The organism is Arthrobacter sp. R-11 (genome assembly GCF_049913155.1).
Taxonomy (GTDB): domain Bacteria; phylum Actinomycetota; class Actinomycetes; order Actinomycetales; family Micrococcaceae; genus Arthrobacter.
Map to the genome: position 1 here is coordinate 2969832 of NZ_CP183979.1, position 19574 is coordinate 2989405.

Below are 19574 nucleotides of genomic sequence, written 5' to 3' on the forward strand. Positions count from 1 at the left end.
ATTCAGTCCCGGCTGCCCTGGTGGCCTTCGGCAATTGCCTCGTGATGGCGGATCACTTCGGAGATGATGAAGTTCAGGAACTTCTCGGCGAAGGCCGGATCCAGGTGCGCTTCCTCGGCCAGGCGCCGGAGCCTGGAAATCTGGGCGGCCTCCCGCCCCGGGTCGCCCGCGGGCAGCTTGTGGGTTGCCTTGAGGACGCCCACCTTCTGTGTTGCCTTGAAGCGCTCAGCCAGGAGGAAGACGAGGGTGGCGTCGATGTTGTCGATGCTGGAGCGGATGGACAGCAGCTCATCCATGACCGAGCGGTCCACCTGGCCGGCCAGCGAGCTGGCGGCGGGATCGAAGGATTCGGTGGTCTCGGAGACGTCTTCGGATCGGGCGTCTTCGGAAAGTAAAGGCTTCGGCTCGGTCATTGCACCAGTCTATGGCGCTCGGCTGCTTCTCCACGGATTCGGCGCCTGAGCGCCTCATCCATGGAGCCTCTGCAGTCTCCCTTATTAAGCCCTCCGCCTTGCCGGTGCTACTCCTGCCGGGGAAACGCTGTCCGGGGAAGCCCTGCGGGGAGCAGAATGGGGCAAAAGGAGAACCCCATGAAAATCGCAGTCCTTGGAACAGGAACGGTGGGCCACGCCTTGGCCGGAAAGCTGGTGGAGCTGGGCCATGAGGTGATGATGGGGTCCCGCGAGGCGGGAAATCCGAAGGGCACGGACTGGGCCGCCTCCGGGGGGCCGAACGCCTTTTCGGGATCCTTTGGCCAGGCTGCGGCCATGGCGGAGCTGGTCATCAACGCCACCCCGGGAGCGGTGTCCCTGGCAGCGCTCAGCGAGGCCGGCGCGGCCAACCTCGACGGCAAGGTGCTGCTGGACGTCTCCAATCCTTTGGACCATGCTGCGGGTTTTCCGCCGTCTCTTTCAGTCTGCAACACCGACAGTATTGCCGAGACCATCCAGCGCACCTTCCCGCGGAGCCGCGTGGTCAAATCCCTGAACACCGTGGGCGCACCGGTGATGGTAGATCCGCGGCGCCTGGCCTACGGAGAACATGACATGTTCCTGGCCGGCAACGATCCCGAGGCCAAGCGCGTGGTGGAAGGGCTCCTGCGCGACTTCGGCTGGCAGCCCGGCCGGATCCGCGACCTCGGCGGTCTGGACGCGGCCCGGGGAATGGAGATGTGGCTCCCCTTGTGGCTGCGGATCTTCATGAAGCAGCCGCAGGGCAAGCCGTTCAATCTGGCGATCGTTTCTGAAGACTGACGACGACGGCGGCATGGTCGGCATGCAGTGATCCCGCAGCGTGCGTAAAAGGGGCCCCGCGCCCGTTCGGCAGCCTGATTAGCCGCCGAAGGGCGCGGGGAATAGCACGCAGAGGATCGCGTTAGGCCGCCCCGCAGCGCCCCTGCCGGCTCAGCCTCCCAGCAGGGCGCGGTGCGCCTCCCGGCGAAGGGCCTGTTCCTCCGGGTCCGGGACCGGGAGCGAGGCAATCAGCCGCTTCGTGTAGTCCTGGCTGGGGGCGCCCATGATCTGGCTGCCGATCCCCTGCTCCACAAGCCGGCCCTTGAGGAGCACGCCCACCCAATGGGAGAGCATGTCCACCACGGCGAGGTCGTGGCTGATGAACAGGGCCGCGAAACCGTACTCCTCCTGGATGTCCTTGAACAGTTCCAGCACCTTCGCCTGCACGGAGACGTCCAGGGCGGAGGTGGGCTCGTCGGCGATCAGCAGGCGCGGGTTCAGCGCGAGCGAACGGGCCAGGGAGGCGCGCTGGCGCTGACCGCCCGAAAGCTCGTGCGGATACCGTGCGGCGTACGAGGCCGGCAGTTGCACCGACTCAAGCAGCTGCGACACCCGGAGCCGCGCCTGTGCCGGGCTCGGATGGGTGTGGATCAGGAGGGGTTCGGCGATGCACTCCCCCACCGTGAGGTGCGGGTTGAACGAAGCCGCAGGGTCCTGGAACACGAAGCCGATGTCCTTGCGCAGCGGCTTGAAGCGGCGTTCCTTGAAGCCCAGCATCTCGTAGCCGAAGACCTTCAGGCTGCCGCCGGTGGCCCGGTTGAGCCCGGCGATGGCCCTGCCGATGGTGGACTTCCCCGAACCGGATTCGCCCACCAGGCCGAAGACCTCGTTCTCCGAGATCGTGAAGCTGACCCCGTTGACGGCCTTGAAGCCCGGAGTGCCGAGGCGTCCCGGGAATTCGATCGTGAGGTTCTTTGCCTCCACCAGGATCTTTCCGCCCTGGTGCAGCCGTTCCGTGGCACCTTCCGACGCCGAGTCCCGTCCAAGGTGCGGGACCGCGGCCAAGAGCCGCTTCGTGTAGTCCTGCTTCGGTTCCGCGAACAGGGTCTTGGCGGTCGCTTCTTCCACCACGTCTCCCTGGTACATGACCACCACCCGGTCCGCCAGGTCAGCCACCACGCCCATGTTGTGGGTGATCAGCACGATCGAGGTGCCGTACTTGTCGCGGAGGTCCCGCAGCAGTTGCAGGATCTCGGCTTGGACCGTGACGTCCAGGGCCGTGGTGGGTTCGTCCGCGACAATCAGCCCGGGGTTCAGGGCAAGCGCCGCGGCGATGATCACGCGCTGCTTCTGCCCGCCGGACAGCTGGTGCGGGTAGTAATTGACGCGGATTTCCGGGTCCGGAATGCCCACCTTGCGCAAGGCTTCGGTGGCGCGTTCCTTGGCTTCCTTGGCCGAGATCCGGTGCCCGTCCTTGGCGTGCGCGCGGATGCCTTCGGCGATCTGCCAGCCCACCGTGAACACGGGGTTCAGCGCGGTGGACGGTTCCTGGAACACCATGGCAACATCCCGGCCGCGGATCTTCCGCAGCGTGGCCGGGCTGACGCTGATGACGTTGTTGCCCTTGATGAGCACGGCGCCGGAGCTGGTTGCCGTTTCGGGCAAAAGGCCCAGGATCGTCTTTGCGGTGACGGTCTTCCCGGAGCCGGACTCACCCACGATGGCCAGCACTTCGCCGGCTTTCACTTCGAGGCTGACGTCCTTGACGGCCTGCACGTCGCCGGTGTCCGTGGCGAAGGTGACTTTGAGCCGGTCGATCTCCAGGACCGGTTCACCCGCGGGCTTCGCCTCGTCCGAAATGTTTCCGAGGTTGATGGTCATGGCCTGCCTGCCTTCTTCACTTTGCCGCCGGCCCGCTTGTTTCCGGCGGCCCGGCGCCCGCGCAGGCGGGGATCGTTGAGGTCGTTCATGCTTTCGCCCATCAGGGTCAGGCCGAGGACGGTCAGGACAATCGCGACACCCGGGAACACACCCGTCCACCAGATTCCGGAGGTGGCATCCGAGAGGGCCTTGTTCAGGTCGAAGCCCCACTCGGCTGCCGACGTCGGCTCGATGCCGAAGCCGAGGAAGCCCAGGCCCGCGAGGGTCAGGATCGCCTCGGAGGAATTGAGCGTGAAGATCAGCGGCAGCGTGCGGGTGGCGTTCTTGAAGATGTGCCGGCCCATGATGCGCCAGCTGGAGGCGCCCACCACCATGGCCGACTCCACGAAGGGTTCGGCCTTGAGGCGGATGGTCTCGGCCCTGATCACGCGGAAGTACTGGGGCACGAACACCACGGTGATGGAGATCGAACAGGCCAGGATGCCACCCCAGAAACTAGACTGGCCCTGGCTGATGACGATCGACATCACGATGGCCAGCAACAGCGAGGGGAAAGCGTAGATGGCGTCCGCGATGACCACCAAGACTCTGTCCAGCCAGCCGCCGAAGTAGCCGCTGAGCAGGCCGAGAGCCACACCTACGAAGATGGACATCGCTACGGACACCACAATCACGGTCGCCGCAGTCTGGGAGCCCCAGAGCACGCGGGACAGGACGTCGTAGCCTCCCACCGTGGTCCCCAAGAGGTGCTTGCCGCCAGGGGCGGCCTGCGCCGGGAAAGTGCCCGAGGCGTCGGAAATCTGCGAATAGCCGTACGGCGCGAGCAGCGGCGCGAACACTGCGACCAACAGGAACAGGCCGGTCAGCGAGGTCCCAATCAGCAGCATGGTGCGCTGCAGCCCGACGCTCTGCCGGATGTGCGAGGTCACGGGAAGCCGGTCCAGCAGCGGCTTCTTGCGGGGAATAGGCGGAGGGACGGCCGCCATTGTGGTCTCAGACATCAGTACCTCACCCTCGGGTCGATGACCGCGGCAAGGATGTCCACCAAGAAGTTGGTGACGGCCACAATCACAGCCAGCAGCATGACGATGCCCTGCACTGCGACGAAGTCGCGGGCGGTCAGGTACTGCGCCAACTGGTAGCCCAGGCCCCTCCATTCGAAGGTGGTCTCGGTCAGCACGGCACCCCCGAGCACGAGCGCGATCTGTAGTCCCATGACCGTGATGATCGGGATGAGCGCAGGCTTGTAGGCGTGCTTGGTGACCAGCCGGAACTCGCTGACGCCGCGCGAACGTCCCGCTTCCACATAGTCCTTGCCGAGCGTGCCGATCAGGTTGGTGCGCACCAGGCGCAGGAAGACACCCGCGTTGAGCAGCCCGAGCGCGACGGCGGGGAGCACCGCATGCGCGGCGACGTCGCCGAATGCCTGGTAGTTTCCGCTGCGGAGCGCATCCAGCCAGTAGATGCCGCTGGGTGCCGCGAGCTGGGACATGGCCAGTTCGGTGCTGGTCGAAGCCCGTCCGGAAACGGGAAGCCAGCCGAGGGCCACGGAGAAGGTCAGCTTCAGGAGCAGGCCCGCGAAGAAGACCGGGGTGGCATAGCTGAGGATGGCGAAGAATCGCAGCACCGCATCGGGCGTGCGGTCACGGCGGTGGGCCGCGATCATGCCGAGCGGGATGCCGATCAGCAGCGCCACCACTATGGAGTTGAAGGCCAGTTCGAGGGTCGCCGTGCCGAAGGTGGCCAGCATGTCGACGACCGGCCGCCGGTCCGTGATGGTAGTCCCGAAGTTGCCGGTGGCGATCTGGCCGAGGTATTCGAAGTACTGCACTAGGATGGGCCGGTCGTAACCGGCTTCGTGGATCCTGGCGTCGAGCTGGTCCTGCGGGAGGCGTCCGCCGAGTGCGGCGGTGATGGGGTCGCCGGTGATCCGCATCAGGAGGAAGACCAGGGTGACCAGGATGAAGATGGTGGGGAAGATCAGGAGGAAGCGGACGAGGATGTACCGTCCCACTCCCCCAGTGCCGCGTTTGGGCGCGGCCGGGCCAAGGACATCAGGTGTCTCGGCCTCGATGAGTGTTGCCATGAGGAATCCTTAGTAGACAGTCAATTCGCGCATTCGCCTTGCTCACAACAGGAGGCGGGGCGCACCCCGCCTCCTGTTGGACGAATTACTTCGAAATGCCGCCCAGACGGAACTTGAAGGACGCATCCAAGGTGGAATCGACACCCTGTACGTTGACACCGGCCACGGCGACCTGGGCACCCTGCAGCAGAGGCAGGGTGGAGATGTCCTCGGCAAGGAGGTTCTGGACATCCTGGATGTCCTTCTCACGGGCAGCCTTGTCCGGCTCGGTCAGCTGCTTGGCGATCAGCTTGTCGACGTCGGGGTTGGAGTAGTGGTTGTTCATGAAGCCGCCCTTGGGGAAGAACGGGGTGAGGTAGTTGTCAGGGTCCGGGAAGTCCGGGAACCAGCCCAGCTGGTGCACAGGGTAGGTGTCCGCCTTGGACGCCTTGTTGTAGGTGACCCACTCCGTGGACTGCAGGTTCACCTTGAACAGCCCAGACTTCTCCAGCTGGTCCTTCACCATGGCGTACTCATCGCCGGAGGACTTCCCGTAGTGGTCCGGGTTGTACTGCAGCTTGATGTTCACCGGGGTGCTGACGCCGGCATCGGAGAGGACCTTCTTGGCCTTGTCTTCGCTGGGCTTGCCGTTGTCTCCGTAGAGCGTCTTGAAGGCTTCGTTGGCGCCCAGCTGTCCCGACGGAATGTTGGACCACAGGGGCAAGTAGGTGCCTTTGTAGACCTGGTCGGAGATCGCCTGGCGGTCCACGAGGTTGGCCATTGCCTGCCGGACGGCATGCGCCTTGGCAGAGTCGGCGTCGGCGGTCTTCGCGCCGAAGGGCATCACGTTGTAGTTGAAGACGATGTACCGCATTTCACCACCCGGGCCCACGTGCACCTTGACCTTGGAGTCCTTCTTGAGGTCCTCGATGTCCGTGGCGCTGAAGCTCCGGTGGGCAACATCGAGGTTGCCCTGCTGGGTGTCCAGCTTCATGTTGCTCTGGTCCGTGTAGTACTTGATGGTGGCGCCGCCGTTGACGGGCTTCCCTAGGAGACCCATGTAGTCCGCATAAGGCTTGAGGCTGATGAGCGTGTTCTTGTTGTAGCTCTCGATCGTGTACGGACCGTGGAAGGCCTTGGCCTTGACGATGTCCTCGTCGGACAGGAGCTTGTCGGCCGGGAAAGCTTCATCGTCAACAAGGACGCCGGCAGGGCTGGAAAGGACTTGGGCGAAGGTCTGGTCGTTACCTTGCTTGAGCGTAAAGACAACAGTTGCCGGGTCCGGGGTGCTGATCGAGGCGATGTTGGTCAGCAGGGCGGCCGGACCGTTCGGGTCCTTGATTTTGACCTGGCGGTCGAAACTGAACTTCACGTCCTTGGAGTCCAGGGTGTGGCCGTTGGCCCATTTCAAGCCGTTTTTGAGCTTCACTGTGTATTCGGTGGGCTTGGTGAAGGATGCCGATTCGGCGACGTCCGGCTGCAAGTCCGGGCTGCCAGGCTTGAAGTTAAGGAGGAACGGGAAGACCTGGTTCATCACCATGAACGACCCGTTGTCATACGATCCCGCCGGGTCCAGGGCGGTCACCTTGTCGGTGGTCCCATAAGCAATCGTGCTTGTGGCCCCGCCTGAACCGGTGGAAGACGTACCGCCCGTGGGGCCTGTGCAGGCCGTCAGAGCGAACGCAGAGACACCCGCGAGCGCGATGGCGCATCGCAGGGCTTTCTTGTTGATTGCCATCAGTGAACTTTCCGTTCTGTGGATTTGGCTTTTCGGTGGGTCCGGCGTGCCGGCAACGGATGGTTTCCGGGAGGCACGCACAGCTGATGCACCGATTCAACCAGAACAAACGGTCAGAAAAGAGGGATTCCTGTGATTTGAAACACAAACTTTACTTTTGCGGGGTTGCTCGGCTTTGTCTCGTCCATTGGGCCCCGTCTTGTCCATTGCCGCGGCCTGGCCCCGGGAATAAAGTTGAGGTGCGCTCCGTGGCCCGCCGCCGCCGTCGGCCTTCCGGCCCGCCCGGAGCAGGTTGTGCTCGTCGGTCCGCATGCGCTCTGCCGCAGGAGGGCCGTCCTGGCGGCGGAGCTTGGGGCCGCCTAGCTGAATCCGCGCAACTTCCGGTCAAAGGACGCGCTCATGAACAAGGCAGCCCTGTGTGTGGGCATCAACGAATTCAAGTTCCTTCCGCAATCCAGTTGGCTCCAGGGATGTGTCAACGACGCCAACGATCTCGCGGCCCTGTTGGAGGGCCGTTATGGATTCCCTTCCTCCGACATCACGGTCCTGCACAATGCCGACGCGGACAAGGATGCCATCATGGCCGAGTTGTCCCGGCTCATGGACCTCGCGGTATCCGGCGAGGTCGAGCACCTCGTCTTCACCTTCTCCAGCCACGGCACGCAGATCCCGGACACCAGCGGGGACGAAGCCGACCGTCTGGATGAAGCCTTCGCCTGCCACGCCATCAACAGCATTGGCGACGCATGGGACCCGGCGACAGTGATCGCCGACGACGAACTGTCCGAGCTGTTCTTGAAACTGCCGGACGGCGTACTCATGGAGGTCGTGCTGGACACCTGCCACAGCGGCACCGGGCTGAAGTCGCTGGACCTGCTGCCCGGCCGGCGGCCGCGCTTCCTTCCGGCGCCGACGGCGCGGGCGGTCGCGGCCTCCGAATTCAGTGACACCCGGGTGCTGCGGGACCTGATCAAGGCAGGGGGTGCCACGAAGCCCGTGCTCATGGCCGCGTGCCGCGCCGACCAGACCGCCGCCGATGCCTACCTCGACCAGCGCTACAACGGCGCCTTCACCTACAACCTGGTGAAGGCCTTGGAATCCGACGGTACCCTCCCCCGCACGAACATCCTCAAGGCAGTCAGCAAGGGACTGAAGGCCGGCGGCTTCGATCAGGTGGCCCAGTTGGAGGCGTCGACGTCGGCCCGCAAGGCGGCGTGGGGAGCCCCCGGATAGCTATGAGGCTTCAGTCACCCGTGCGGTGGAACCTGCCCTGCACGCCGCTGGACACTTCCTGTTCGGCGGCGTGCTGCTCGTCCGAGACGAACATTGCCGATTGTCGCTCCCGCGCCATCACGGGCTTGAGTGCCGCGTAGACCAGCCGGCCGCCGGCGTCGAAGCGGAGCAGTCCCCCGCCACGGATGTCCACGTACTCGCTCTTGGTCTTCAGACCCAGCCTGATTGAAGCCTCGCGGCGGCTCATGCGAACCGTCTGGACGAAGGAAGCGCCGATTTCCGAGACCACGAAGCCGTCGGGCGACACCCGCTCCGACGTCCGCACCCGGGTGGAACTGAGCGGGGTGCGCCGTTCCAGGCGGGCGGCGTCGAGCAGCCGGGGGTTTTCCCAGACGAAGCGCTGGACCTCCTGCGGATCCGAGCCCAAGGCGGCGAGCCGGACCGGATAGCGCAGGCCACGGTAGTTTTCCACACCGGAAATGTTGGCCAAGGGGACCCGCCGGATCCCGATCCTGGAGAACTCCTCCTGGATCGCTTCCCGGTAGCCGTGCTGGTCCTCGGGGACCATGTCCAGGTCCGCGGCAATGATGCCCCGTAGGAGGTCCCGCCAGAGGACATCGACAGGGGGCATGTAGGACAGGCCGCGGATCACCATGCGGAGCACCCTCGTGCCCACGATGGAGCCGGAATCAGCCATCTGCTGCAGGCTCTGCCCTTCGCCCATCCGGCGGTTCCGTTCCATCCAGAGCCGGTGGACGGCGCGCAGGACGGCGCCCACCACCACGGTTCCCCTGGCGTGCGGTTCGGGGTTGTCCTGCCAGTTGTCCGGGACGACGTCGACAAAAGGCTCCCGTAACGGGCCGCGGGCATACAGGTCCCTGGCGAAGTCGAAGAGCGTGCGCATCAAGGCGTCGTCGTCGAGCGCGGTGTCTGGGCCCGTCTTTCCTGCCGCGGCCAGCAACTGCCGGTATACGACGTCCCGGGAAGAGAACACGGAGAGGATCGCCACCAGGTCGGCAAGGGCCTCGTGTATGGCGAGCTGTTCGATCCCCGCCAGCTGGTCCGCCCAGGCCGGGCGGAATCCGTCGAGGATCGCGTGGGTGACCTCATGCGCAACGATGTCCCGGTACAGCGCGGTCGGGACCTTGTAGCCCATGCGGTCGATGGAGCCGAAACGGATGATGTTGGTGCCGCGTTCGTATCCGGTGTCCGTGGCGGTGACCAGGTCCCGGGCCTTGAGGATCAACCGGCCTTCGGGGTGCCAGGGCATGCGGCGGCCAAGGGTCGATTCGAAGAGGTGCAAGGTGGAGGCGGCCACTCCGTAGACGTGCTGGGCGAGGAAGCGCGAATCGTCCAGCAGCTCCCGCAGCTCGCAGGGCGGATCTTCCGAAATGAACTGCCAAGGGTTTCCCGGCACTGTCAACGACACCGGGACCACGTTGGTGCCGCGCCATTTCCTGATGTGGACGCTCAGCCGGTGGCCGGTGGGGCCCCGGCGCAGCCGCTCAACGGGGATCCTCAACTGCGTGGTGATCGGCGCCATGCCGTTGCTGCCGATGGGCCCCTCCGCAAGGACTGTCAGGGGGACCATCTGACCGGCTTTGATGTCCCCCGGGGCCTTGTCCTGAAATGCCACAGCCATCGCCGCCCCCTGCGCGGAACCCCAGCAAAGCCGCAGCGGAATGCTGCATAGCCAAGTATCTGCCCGCGGGCAGCCGGAGGCAATGGCGCGCGACGGCGGCCGGTCAGGGCGGCGCGAGCCTAGAGGGCGGCGCGCTGCAGGGAGCGGGCGGCGTCGATGGTCGCCTGGCCCAGCACCCGGGTGCCCTGGTACAGCACCACGGTCTGGCCCGGGGCGACGCCGCGCAGCGGCTCGTTGAGGGTGACCACCAGGCCTTCACGCTCCACGCCGGAATCGTCCATGACGGCTTCCACACGGGCGCGGGCAGGCACCGGATCGCCATGGGCCCGGACCTGGGCGTGGCAGTCGAACTCCGCACCGGTGCCGACCTCGGCAATCGGGAGGCCGGCCCAGGAGACCTTGATGCCGCGGATCTCGTCGATCGCAAGGAGGGCTTCCGGCCCGACGACCACCTTGTTCTCCTTGGGCCGGATTTCCAGCACAAAGCGCGGCTTGCCGTCCGCGGCGGGCGTGCCGAGCTTCAGGCCGCGGCGCTGCCCCACGGTGAACGCGTTGGCCCCCGGGTGCTCGCCGACCTTGGCGCCGGTCTCATCCACGATGTCGCCGGTGCTCATTTCGATCTTTTCGGCCAGCCAGCCGCGGGTATCGCCGTCGGAAATGAAGCAGATGTCGTGGCTGTCCGGCTTGTTGGCCACCGACAGTCCGCGGCGCTCGGCCTCGGCCCGCACCTCGGCTTTGGAGGGGGTATCAGCAAGCGGGAACATGGAGTGCTTGAGCTGCTCGTGGGTCAGCACGCCCAGCACGTAGCTCTGGTCCTTGGCCCAGTCCGCGGCGCGGTGCAGTTCCGGGTTGCCATCGGCGTCGTTGATCACCTTGGCGTAGTGGCCGGTACACACGGCGTCGAAACCGAGGGCGAGCGCCTTCTCCAGCAGGGCGGCGAACTTGATGCGCTCGTTGCAGCGCATGCAGGGGTTGGGCGTGCGCCCGGCGGCGTATTCGTCGATGAAGTCCTGGACGACGTCTTCCTTGAAGCGCTCCGAGAAATCCCAGACGTAGTAGGGAATGCCCAGCACATCGCAGGCGCGCCAGGCGTCCCGCGAGTCCTCGATGGTGCAGCAGCCGCGGCTTCCGGTACGCAGCGTTCCGGGCATGCGGGACAGCGCCAGGTGGACCCCGACGACGTCGTGCCCCGCCTCGACGGCGCGGGCGGCGGCAACGGCGGAATCGACGCCGCCGCTCATGGCTGCAAGTACTCGCATGCTGGCTTTCTGCTGGATATGGGAGGAAGATCGCGCCGGAAGACACCGCGCGCCGGTCCATTCTACCGTCTGCCGGATCCAGCCCGGAAACACTTGTCCGCAACCCTTGACCATCCCCGGCTCCGCTTCTAAAGTCAAAATTGACGGTTTTAGATGCGTGAGCGATCCAGCCGATACGAATCGAGGCATCATGGACACCGGACATTTCGTCATCGCCGGAGGAGGTCTGGCCGGCGCCACCGCCGCCCGGACCCTCCGCTCGGAGGGTTTCACGGGCGCCATCACCATCGCCTGCGCCGAAACGCACGTGCCCTACCTCAGGCCGCCGCTCTCCAAGGAACTCCTCCTGGGCAAGGATGGCGAAGTCAAGGTCTCGGTGGTGCCGCAGGACTGGTACGGGGAGAACGGCGTCGAAATCCTGCTCGGCGATCCCGTGGTCGCCGCGGATCCGCAGGCCCACACCGTGCGCCTCGGCTCCGGGAAGGAACTGGAGTATTCGAGGCTCCTGATCGCCACCGGCGCCCAGCCGCGGAAGCTGCCGCTGCCGGGGAGCGAGCTGGCGGGGGTCGGCACCTTCCGCACGCTGGACGACTCCCGCCGGCTGAAGGAAGCACTGTCCGACGGCGGGCGGCGCCTGGTCATGGTGGGCTCCGGTTGGATCGGGATGGAACTGGCCGCGGCCGCCCGGAGCTACGGCAACGAGGTTACGCTGCTGGGCCTGGAAGACGTGCCCCTGTCCACGGCCATCGGCCCCGAGCTTGGGGCATTCTTCCGAGAGATCCATGAATCCCACGGCGTTCACTTCCGGCTGCCCGCGAGCGCCAGGGAAATCAAGGGCACCGACGGCCGGGCCAGCGCCGTCGTCACGGATTCCGGGGAGGAGATCCCCGCGGACATCGTGGTCATCGCGGCCGGCGTCATACCGGACACCGCCCTGGCCGGGAATGCCGGGTTGAAACTGGAGAACGGCATCCTAGTGGACGCGTCCCTGCGCACCAGCAGTCCCGATGTCTTCGCCGCCGGGGACGTCGCCAACGCCCTGCACCCCTTCACCGGGGAACACCACCGCAACGAGCACTGGCACAACGCCCTCAGCGGCGGAAAGGTGGCAGCCAGGGCCATGCTCGGCCAGGACGCGAAGCTGGACATGGTGCCCTATTTCTATACGGACCAGTTCGACGTCGCCATGGAGTACTCCGGGTTCCCGTCCCTGGCTGCGGGCCAAAGCCCCTTGCTCCGCGGTTCCATGGACGACAGGAGCTTCCTGGCATTCTGGCTGAACCGGAACTCCTCGGGCAGCAGCGCAGTTGTTGCCGGGATGAGCATCAACCGGCCGAAGGTGCACAAGACACTCAAGGCCCTGATTAGCGGGCGCGTCCAGGTGGATCCCGCGCGACTGGCCGACCCGGAGGTACCCCTGGAGGAACTGCTCCCGGAAGGCTGAGCAGTGCTCTGTAATCAGACCGCGGCCGGCCCGGGGGACACGGTCCCCGAAGACCTCGCTACTGTGGCCGCCGTCTGGATGCTGGACTCGTGTCCCGCCATGCCCGCCTGCTTCGCCCGGGCGTAGGCGTCCGGCAGGGCCTTGAGCAGTGCATCGACGTCGGCCTCGCTCGAGGTATGTCCCAGGCTGAAGCGCTGGGCCCCGCGTGCGGTGTCCTCGTCCAGCCCCATCGCCAGCAGTACGTGCGAGGGCCGGGGCACTCCGGCCGTGCAGGCCGAGCCCGTGGAGGACTCGACGCCGGCTAGGTCGAGGAGGAACAGCAGGGAGTCGCCTTCACAGCCCGGGAAAGTGAAGTGGGCGTTGTTCGGCAGCCGACCGTCGCCGGGGGCCCCGCGGAGCACTGCTTCGGGCACCGCCGCGCGGACGCCGTCGATGAGCCTGTCGCGCAGGGCCGCGATCCGCACGCTTTCCGCGGGCAGCCCGGCGGCCAGGGAGGCTGCGGCGGCGGCAAAGGCCGCGATCGACGCCGTGTCCAGGGTTCCCGAACGGACATCCCGCTCCTGCCCTCCCCCGTGCTGCACCGGCGTCAGCTTGACCGAGCGGCCCAGGAACAGGGCCCCCACGCCGACCGGCCCGCCGATCTTGTGCCCGGAGACGGCCATCGCCGCCAGGCCGGACTCCCGGAAATTGACCGGCAAGGCACCAAAGGCCTGAACGGCGTCCGAGTGCACCGGAATGCCGTGCACTGCGGCCAACTCCACGATCTCCGGGACGGGCTGGATGCTGCCTACTTCGTTATTGGCCCACATGACGGTCACCAGGGCTACCGTGGCGGGATCGCGTTCGATTTCCTCGCGCACCGCATCCAGCAGCACCACGCCGTTGCTGTCCACCGGCAGCCAGGACACCTCGGCGCCTTCGTGCCGTTCCAGCCATTCGACAGTGTCCTGCACGGCGTGGTGCTCGACGGCGGAGCACAGGATGCGGGTCCGGCGCGGGTCCTCGTCGCGGCGGCTCCAGAACAGGCCCTTGACTGCCAGGTTGTCCGCTTCGGTCCCCCCGGAGGTGAAGATGACCTCGGAGGGATGGGCGCCGGCCGCCGCGGCCAGGGTTTCCCGGGCATCCTCCACGGAGCGCCGGGCGCGACGGCCTGAAGCATGCAGCGATGAGGGATTGCCGGTCCGGGCAAGCTCGCGGGTCATCGCCTCGAGCGCGGCGGGAGCGATGGGGGTGGTAGCGGCATGGTCCAGATATACAGGCACCTTAAGAGTCTATCGACGGCGGCAGACAGTTCGGTGGCTCAGTCCCCGGGCAGGATCCGGGCGCAGCAGTGGCCGGGGCGTTCGTCCCCTGCGATCCGATTGCCGTCGATGCCGCAGGCATCGGCGACTCCCGCCAGGAAGGCGCCGTTCATTGCGCACACAACGTCAGGGTGGCTCCGGGAGAGCTTGTGGAACGGGCAGTTCAGCAGCGCGTGGCCGCCGCCGTCGTCGTCCGTTTCCGGCTGGTATCCCTGCCCGGCGAGGACTTCGAGGAAGTCCCGCCCGCCGGCACCGGCCTCGGCGCCTTTGGCCCGCGCGGTCCCGAGCAGCGCCTCGCGCGCAGCGCCGCCATCCTTCATGGCGGAGCTGACAGCGGCGGCGAGAACGACGCCGGCGAGATCGTAATTGCGTTCGGGGACGGAAACGCCGATCTCGGCGAAGAGCGGCACATAGAGCTTGGCGGGACGCCCGGAGCCGGGTCCGCCTTTGCCGGCGGGCTTACGGAACTCGACGCCGAGCAGCCCGTCGCGGACCAGCCGGTCCAGATGGAACGATGCCGTGCTGCGCGGCATGCCCAGCGCGGCGGCGGCATCGTCCCTGCCTGCCGCGGCACCGACCGAGCACACATATTCGTACAGCCGGCGGCGGTTCTCGTCACCGAGCGAAGACAGGGCGGATAGCCGTTCGCGCCAGGAAAGTCCGGTCATGGGACAAGGGTAACTCTAAAAAGGTATCCGTTGATTAAATTCCCTGAAAATTCTAAAATCAAACTATCTAATTTTAGAAGGATGCAAGGCAAGCAACAGGAAGGAAGAGCCATGAAAACCCAGGAGACTTCAGTACGCGCCGGCAGGATCGCCGCCATGGACCCGGCACGGCAGGGATACCTGCTGCTCAGGTCCCTATTCACGGTGGCGCCGATCCTCTTCGGCGTGGACAAGTTCACCAACATCCTCACGGACTGGACGGGCTATCTCGCCCCGGTGGCGACAGCCGTTGTTCCGGTGACACCCCAGGCATTCATGTACGGGGTGGGGGTCGTGGAAATCATTGCGGGCATCGCCGTCGCAGTGCGCCCGCGCTTCGGCTCCCTGCTGGTGGCGGCGTGGCTGCTGGGCATCATCGTCAACCTGCTGGCCCTGGGCGGCTTCTTCGACATCGCCCTCCGGGACTTCGGCCTTCTGGTCGCGGCCCTGGTACTCAACCGGCTCGCAGGCAGCCCAACGGCCGCAGGACCGGGCCGGGGGCGGTGAGCTCCCGATTGGGCGGGATCAGTTACTTGGCGGGATCAGTTACTTGGCGGGATCAGCGGAAGGTAGTTCGCCACGTCGGCTTTGGCCGTTGCCAGGGCGGCCGGTGAAGGACAGGCCGCCGAGACGTAGACCGATGAGCCGGCGGTGGCGAACATCCGCGCAAGGACGCTGAATGCTTTGCCGTCTGCCGCCGGCCGCGCATTGAAGGCGAGCACTTGGACCTTGCGCCGGGGCTTGTCATTGTCCGCTCCCCAGCGCAGGTTCTCGGCTTTCAGGGACGCGGGTTCTATGCCGGGATCCAGGTAGGCGAACAGGGCTTCGGTGGAGGCTTTGTCGTCGCCGGCGACGGCGAGCGCGCCCTGGTTGAGGCTTAACCTGGTGATCACCTGGCAGCCGTCCTTCCGCACGAAGCGATTCTGCCCCTGGACGTTTTCCTGCACCAGCTTCCAGCCCGTGGCTTCCCGGAGGCCGTCCGCGATTCCCACCGGAACGCCGGCGGCGAGCGTCCCGCCGGCGCTGAGCGGAAGGTCCTTTGCTGCCACGGCATCAGCATCGTGGCCGGGGGTGACGGTGGGCGTCGCCAGGACGGAGGGAGCGGGTGCCGGGGTGGTCGCCCCGGGGTCGGGAACGCTGACGCTGCAGGATGCCAGGGCTGCCGCCGCGACGATGGCGGCGCCAAGGTATGCGAGCGGTGCCGCCCGTCGTTCGAATGTCTCCAAACCGTCGCCCCAATCATTCCCGGTCCTGCCCTTGCCGCCTCCGAGTCTAGCCCGCCGGCTCCCGCCGCACCCTTGGGAACCCGTAGGAGGTCGTGGTTCGTTGTCCCTGAAGGCTGGCTAAACTGGCCCCAAACCAGACCTCCAGAGAAAGGGCCGTGCTTGGCCGAGGGCAGCAGTTCCCATTATCAGGTTCTCCGTGTCTCCGTGAATGCCACGGAGCAGGAGATCAAGCGGGCTTACCGCAAGGCCGCCCGGCTGGCCCACCCTGACCACGGCGGAGATCCGGCGGTGTTCCGGCAGGTGACCCTTGCGTACGAGACCCTGGTGGATCCCCGCCGCCGGGCCGAGTACGACCGCCGCTATGCCAGCGCCGCCCGGCCTACAGCCCCTGCCGACTACGGCGGGAGCGATGCACCAGGCCCGGCAAGCCGCACCACCGTCCACCGCCCCAACGTTCCGCGCAACACGGCCGGGGACGCGCCCGTATACGTCCCGGCCTTCGATGATCCTCTTGAGGTTCCGCTGCTTTCCCCGTCCGAGGCCGCCCAGCAGGTCCACGGCATGCCGCGCAGGCGCGGAATCTTCGGTGCCGAGGCCAGGATCCAGCGGGAGATGCGCACCGTGCAGCTGATCAGCCGCCAGGTGCTGCCCGCGATCCCTTCCGCCCGGCTCATCAACGGGCTTCGCTCGCCATCGGACAACAGCCACATCGACCATGCCGTGCTCGCGGGGTACCGCCTGGCACTGATCGGTTCCATGCTGCTGCCCAAGGGCGCCTATGCCTGGGACGGGGTGGCCTTGAGGCACGGAGGACGCGCCGTGCCGCCGCCGCAACTGGATGTGATTGCCCGGCACATGCAGGACATCTTCCCGGAACTGAATGTCACTGCCTGGGTAGTGGTCCACGGGCCGGACAACAATCCGCACGAACCCGTGATCGACCGCTACCGTCACGCTGAAGAAAGCGGGGGCGTCCAGGTTGTCAACGCCGCCGGGCTCGCCAAGGGGCTCAAGCAGTTCCTGTCCTCCGGCCCCGTGCCCAACACCGTGGTGGTCCCGGTCCTGGCGCGGCTGCTGCGCGGCATGCACTGACCCCCTTCCTGATGGGCGGGCGACGGAAGACCCCGGCATCGGAGGCCGCTGGCGTCCGAAGCCGCGGCGGCTGGCTAGGATTGATCCGTGTTCCGCATCCTCTTCCATACCCCTGAAATCCCGGGCAATACGGGCAACGCCATCCGCCTTGCCGCCATCACCGGCGCCGAACTGCACCTTGTGGAGCCACTGGGCTTCGACTTCTCCGACGCGAAACTGCGCCGGGCCGGGCTGGATTACCATGACCTCGCCGTCGTCACGGTGCACAAGGACATCGAAGCGGCGTGGGAAGCCCTGCAACCGGAACGCGTCTTCGCCTTCACCTCCGACGGCGACACCTCCTATGCGGACATCTCCTACCGGGCCGGCGATGTGCTGCTGTTCGGGCCGGAATCCGTGGGCCTGCCGGACTGGCTTAAGCAGGACCCGCACATCACCGCGCGGCTGCGCCTGCCCATGCTCCCGTCGCTGCGCTCGCTCAACCTCGCCAACGCCGCCTCGATCGCGGTGTACGAAGCGTGGCGGCAGAACGGCTTTTCCGGCGCACGCACCTGATCCCGGAGCAGCCCTTGACCTTGACGTAACGTCAACTTCTACGCTGGAACCATGAAGCAGGAAGAGTGCACCTGGAGCATCTCCGAAGTGGCGAAGGCCAGCAAGGTTTCATCTCGGACCCTGCGCCACTACGAGCAGCTCGGGCTCCTGGAGCCGGCGTACACGGGCCACAACGGCTACCGCTACTACGGGGAGCCGGAGCTGCTGCGCCTGCAGAGGATCCTCCTGCTTCGCGAACTTGGCCTTGGGCTCGAGACCATCGGCGAAGTTCTGGATGGCCAGGCCGATCCCGTGGAGGCACTTACCGTCCACCGGAAATGGCTGCTGGCCGAGCGCGACCGCCTGGACCGCATGTCGAGGACGGTCGACGCCACCATCACGGCACTACGTCAAGGAGCACCAATGTCAGCTGAAAACATCTTCAAGGATTTCGACAACAATCCCTACGAAGCCGAAGCCCGGGAACGCTGGGGCGACAAAGTGGTGGACGAATCCAAGGCCCGCTACGCGGCCATGACCCCTGAGCAGAAGCAGGAGTTCATGGAGCAGGCCGACGACGCCAACCGGGCCGTCCTGGACTGCCTGAACGCGGGACTGCCGGCCGACGACGCCAGGACCCTGGCCGCCGTCGAGCTCCACTACCGGTGGATCCTCCGCAGCTGGACGCCGAACCGGGATTCGTATGCGGGCCTCGGCCGCATGTATGTCGAGGATGCACGCTTCAAGGCGTTCTACGACAAATACGATGAGCGCCTGGCCGCGTACCTGAGCGACGCCATGACTGCCTACGCGCAGGCGCGGCTCAGCTGATCCCGCCCTGCACGGCGTCCTTGGCCACCAGGTCAAGCCGCTCGATGACTTCCTGGGCTTCCTCGGCCGGGGACGCGGACACGGACAGCGAGATGTGGTTCTCGTCCGCACCCGGCTCTTCGAGTGCCTCGAACTGGGATTCAAGCAGCGACGGCGGCATGAAGTGCCCGTGCCGGGACGCGAGCCGGTCGGAGATCTTGTCCTTGCTGCCCTGCAGGAAAACGAACACCACGTTCTCCCCGCGCAGCACATCACGGTATTTCTTCTTGAGTGCCGAACAGGTGATGATGCCCGGCTCCCCCACCTCGGTGCGGGAACGGATCCAGCCGGCGATCAGCTCAAGCCACGGCCAGCGGTCCTCGTCGGTGAGGGGCTGGCCGGAGTGCATCTTCGCCACGTTCGCTTCCGGATGGAGGTCATCGCCCTCCGCGAGATCCCAGCCGAGGCGTCCGGCCAGGACACCGCCGACAGTGGATTTGCCCGAGCCGGAAACGCCCATGATTACCAGGACAGGTTGCTGCGCAGTCTTCGCCATTAAAGTCTGTCTTCCTCAATAAATATGATTTAACCGTGTTCAAGCATATGACATGCATTACACGACGGCAATATCAGAACCCGGCGATGGTCTGGGACCCGTTAACGGAGACGACATGGAAGGCCTCGGCACTGTTGCCCTCCGGCAATCCGGCCCGGCGCCCGTTGTGGCGCAGCATGCCACGCACCGTGCGTTCCATGGCTGCCAGGTCCGGATGCTGGCTGGCGTGGACCCGGATCGCCTTGAGCTTTTCTTCCACGTGGCCGGTGACATCGACGAAATGGTTTTCACGGGACTCCGGGCCCGCGAACAGCCAAAGCCACGGCAGCCTGTAAGCGTCAAGACCGGCTTCGGCGAGCTCCGGATAGGCGAAGGGATTCTCCAGCGCCGGGTAGACGGCCCGCGTGACGATTTCGCCCACGGCGAGGTGGTCCGGGTGGCTCTTCTGGATCCGGTCCCAGTTCCGTTCCGGATGCATGGCCAGGACGATCTGCGGGCGGATTTCGCGGATCAGCTTCACCACCTGCTTGATGACGCCGTGGTTCACCTCGAGGTAGCCGTCGCGTTCGTGCAGGTAGTGGATGTCCTCGACGCCGACTATTGCCGCGGCCCGCCGCTGCTCCTGCGTCCGGGTGTCGGTGATCTCGTGGTGTCCGTCGACGTCGAAGCCGCCGGCGTCGCCGTCGGTCATGATGCAGTAGCTGACCTGCACCCCGGCAGCCGTCCAGGCGGCGATGGTGCCGGCTGCGCCGAAGTCGATGTCGTCGGGGTGGGCGGTAAAACAAAGCACCCGCTCAACGCGCTCCGTGGAGGCATTGAACGGGCTCTTTGCTGACGTGGCGTCAGTGCTCAAG

19 protein-coding genes are annotated in these 19574 nt (G+C 66.1%); 7 read left to right on the forward strand and 12 right to left on the reverse strand.

Translation table 11 applies throughout. From position 1 onward, the window contains the following. Positions 1–2: 2 nt before the first annotated feature. Positions 3–413 (reverse strand): chorismate mutase, encoded by a 411-nt coding sequence (locus ACN9M4_RS13400; protein ID WP_426298646.1) that lies wholly within the window; start codon positions 411–413, stop codon positions 3–5. A 177-nt stretch (positions 414–590) separates the two neighbouring features. Here ACN9M4_RS13400 and ACN9M4_RS13405 point away from each other — a divergent pair, with 177 nt between their 5' ends. Beyond that, entirely contained in the window at positions 591–1253 is a 663-nt protein-coding gene (locus ACN9M4_RS13405) for an NADPH-dependent F420 reductase (protein ID WP_426298648.1), read from the forward strand. 150 nt (positions 1254–1403) lie between these two features. Here ACN9M4_RS13405 and ACN9M4_RS13410 read toward each other — a convergent pair whose 3' ends face one another. The 4 genes from ACN9M4_RS13410 to ACN9M4_RS13425 all read right to left on the reverse strand — a co-directional run bounded on the left by ACN9M4_RS13410 (position 1404) and on the right by ACN9M4_RS13425 (position 6916). Further along, a complete protein-coding gene (locus ACN9M4_RS13410; protein WP_426298650.1) occupies positions 1404–3113 on the reverse strand; it encodes an ABC transporter ATP-binding protein in 1710 nt (569 codons plus the stop codon). Next, positions 3110–4114, reverse strand: coding sequence for an ABC transporter permease (locus tag ACN9M4_RS13415; protein ID WP_426298652.1), 1005 nt, complete (start codon positions 4112–4114; stop codon positions 3110–3112). Before ACN9M4_RS13415 ends, ACN9M4_RS13410 begins: the two co-directional genes overlap by 4 nt. Next, positions 4114–5199: an ABC transporter permease gene (locus ACN9M4_RS13420; protein ID WP_426298654.1), complete on the reverse strand. Its 1086-nt coding sequence runs from the start codon at positions 5197–5199 to the stop codon at positions 4114–4116. Before ACN9M4_RS13420 ends, ACN9M4_RS13415 begins: the two co-directional genes overlap by 1 nt. Positions 5200–5284: 85 nt before the next feature. Next, positions 5285–6916: an ABC transporter substrate-binding protein gene (locus ACN9M4_RS13425; protein ID WP_426298656.1), complete on the reverse strand. Its 1632-nt coding sequence runs from the start codon at positions 6914–6916 to the stop codon at positions 5285–5287. 399 nt (positions 6917–7315) lie between these two features. Between ACN9M4_RS13425 and ACN9M4_RS13430 the strand changes: the two genes are divergently transcribed. Then, a complete protein-coding gene (locus ACN9M4_RS13430; protein WP_426298658.1) occupies positions 7316–8149 on the forward strand; it encodes a caspase family protein in 834 nt (277 codons plus the stop codon). A 10-nt stretch (positions 8150–8159) separates the two neighbouring features. On the opposite strand, the gene ACN9M4_RS13435 is transcribed toward ACN9M4_RS13430, so the two are convergent. Together ACN9M4_RS13435 and mnmA are read right to left on the reverse strand one after the other, a co-directional pair. Continuing rightward, entirely contained in the window at positions 8160–9791 is a 1632-nt protein-coding gene (locus ACN9M4_RS13435) for a hypothetical protein (RefSeq protein WP_426298660.1), read from the reverse strand. A 119-nt stretch (positions 9792–9910) separates the two neighbouring features. Continuing rightward, entirely contained in the window at positions 9911–11032 is a 1122-nt protein-coding gene (gene mnmA, locus ACN9M4_RS13440; protein ID WP_426303477.1) for a tRNA 2-thiouridine(34) synthase MnmA, read from the reverse strand. Positions 11033–11240: 208 nt separating this feature from the next. On the opposite strand from mnmA, the gene ACN9M4_RS13445 reads away from it, so the two are divergent. Next, positions 11241–12494: an NAD(P)/FAD-dependent oxidoreductase gene (locus tag ACN9M4_RS13445; RefSeq protein ID WP_426298662.1), complete on the forward strand. Its 1254-nt coding sequence runs from the start codon at positions 11241–11243 to the stop codon at positions 12492–12494. Positions 12495–12508: 14 nt separating this feature from the next. On the opposite strand, the gene ACN9M4_RS13450 is transcribed toward ACN9M4_RS13445, so the two are convergent. Next, positions 12509–13756, reverse strand: coding sequence for a cysteine desulfurase family protein (locus ACN9M4_RS13450; protein WP_426298664.1), 1248 nt, complete (start codon positions 13754–13756; stop codon positions 12509–12511). Between the two features lie 38 nt (positions 13757–13794). Beyond that, positions 13795–14463 carry a helix-turn-helix transcriptional regulator gene (locus tag ACN9M4_RS13455; protein ID WP_426298666.1) on the reverse strand — a complete coding sequence of 223 codons (669 nt, stop codon included), beginning with the start codon at positions 14461–14463 and terminating at the stop codon, positions 13795–13797. A gap of 111 nt (positions 14464–14574) precedes the next feature. On the opposite strand from ACN9M4_RS13455, the gene ACN9M4_RS13460 reads away from it, so the two are divergent. Next, positions 14575–15009 (forward strand): hypothetical protein, encoded by a 435-nt coding sequence (locus ACN9M4_RS13460; protein ID WP_426298668.1) that lies wholly within the window; start codon positions 14575–14577, stop codon positions 15007–15009. Between the two features lie 35 nt (positions 15010–15044). On the opposite strand, the gene ACN9M4_RS13465 is transcribed toward ACN9M4_RS13460, so the two are convergent. Continuing rightward, positions 15045–15728 (reverse strand): hypothetical protein, encoded by a 684-nt coding sequence (locus ACN9M4_RS13465; RefSeq protein WP_426298670.1) that lies wholly within the window; start codon positions 15726–15728, stop codon positions 15045–15047. 159 nt (positions 15729–15887) lie between these two features. Between ACN9M4_RS13465 and ACN9M4_RS13470 the strand changes: the two genes are divergently transcribed. From ACN9M4_RS13470 to ACN9M4_RS13480, 3 genes are all read left to right on the forward strand, one after another. Next, positions 15888–16820: a J domain-containing protein gene (locus tag ACN9M4_RS13470; RefSeq protein WP_426298672.1), complete on the forward strand. Its 933-nt coding sequence runs from the start codon at positions 15888–15890 to the stop codon at positions 16818–16820. A gap of 87 nt (positions 16821–16907) precedes the next feature. Beyond that, positions 16908–17375, forward strand: a complete 468-nt coding sequence (locus ACN9M4_RS13475; RefSeq protein ID WP_426298674.1) for a tRNA (cytidine(34)-2'-O)-methyltransferase — start codon at positions 16908–16910, stop codon at positions 17373–17375. A 51-nt stretch (positions 17376–17426) separates the two neighbouring features. After that, positions 17427–18185, forward strand: coding sequence for a MerR family transcriptional regulator (locus ACN9M4_RS13480; RefSeq protein WP_426298676.1), 759 nt, complete (start codon positions 17427–17429; stop codon positions 18183–18185). Here the strand turns inward: ACN9M4_RS13480 and ACN9M4_RS13485 are convergent. Beyond that, complete coding sequence (locus ACN9M4_RS13485) at positions 18178–18720, reverse strand: gluconokinase (protein ID WP_426298678.1); 543 nt, start codon at positions 18718–18720, stop codon at positions 18178–18180. The genes ACN9M4_RS13480 and ACN9M4_RS13485 overlap by 8 nt on opposite strands. 73 nt (positions 18721–18793) lie before the next feature. After that, the gene (locus ACN9M4_RS13490) at positions 18794–19573 is read right to left on the reverse strand and encodes a PIG-L deacetylase family protein (protein ID WP_426298680.1); all 780 of its coding nucleotides are present in this window, start codon (positions 19571–19573) and stop codon (positions 18794–18796) included. Between the last annotated feature and the right edge of the window lies 1 nt (position 19574).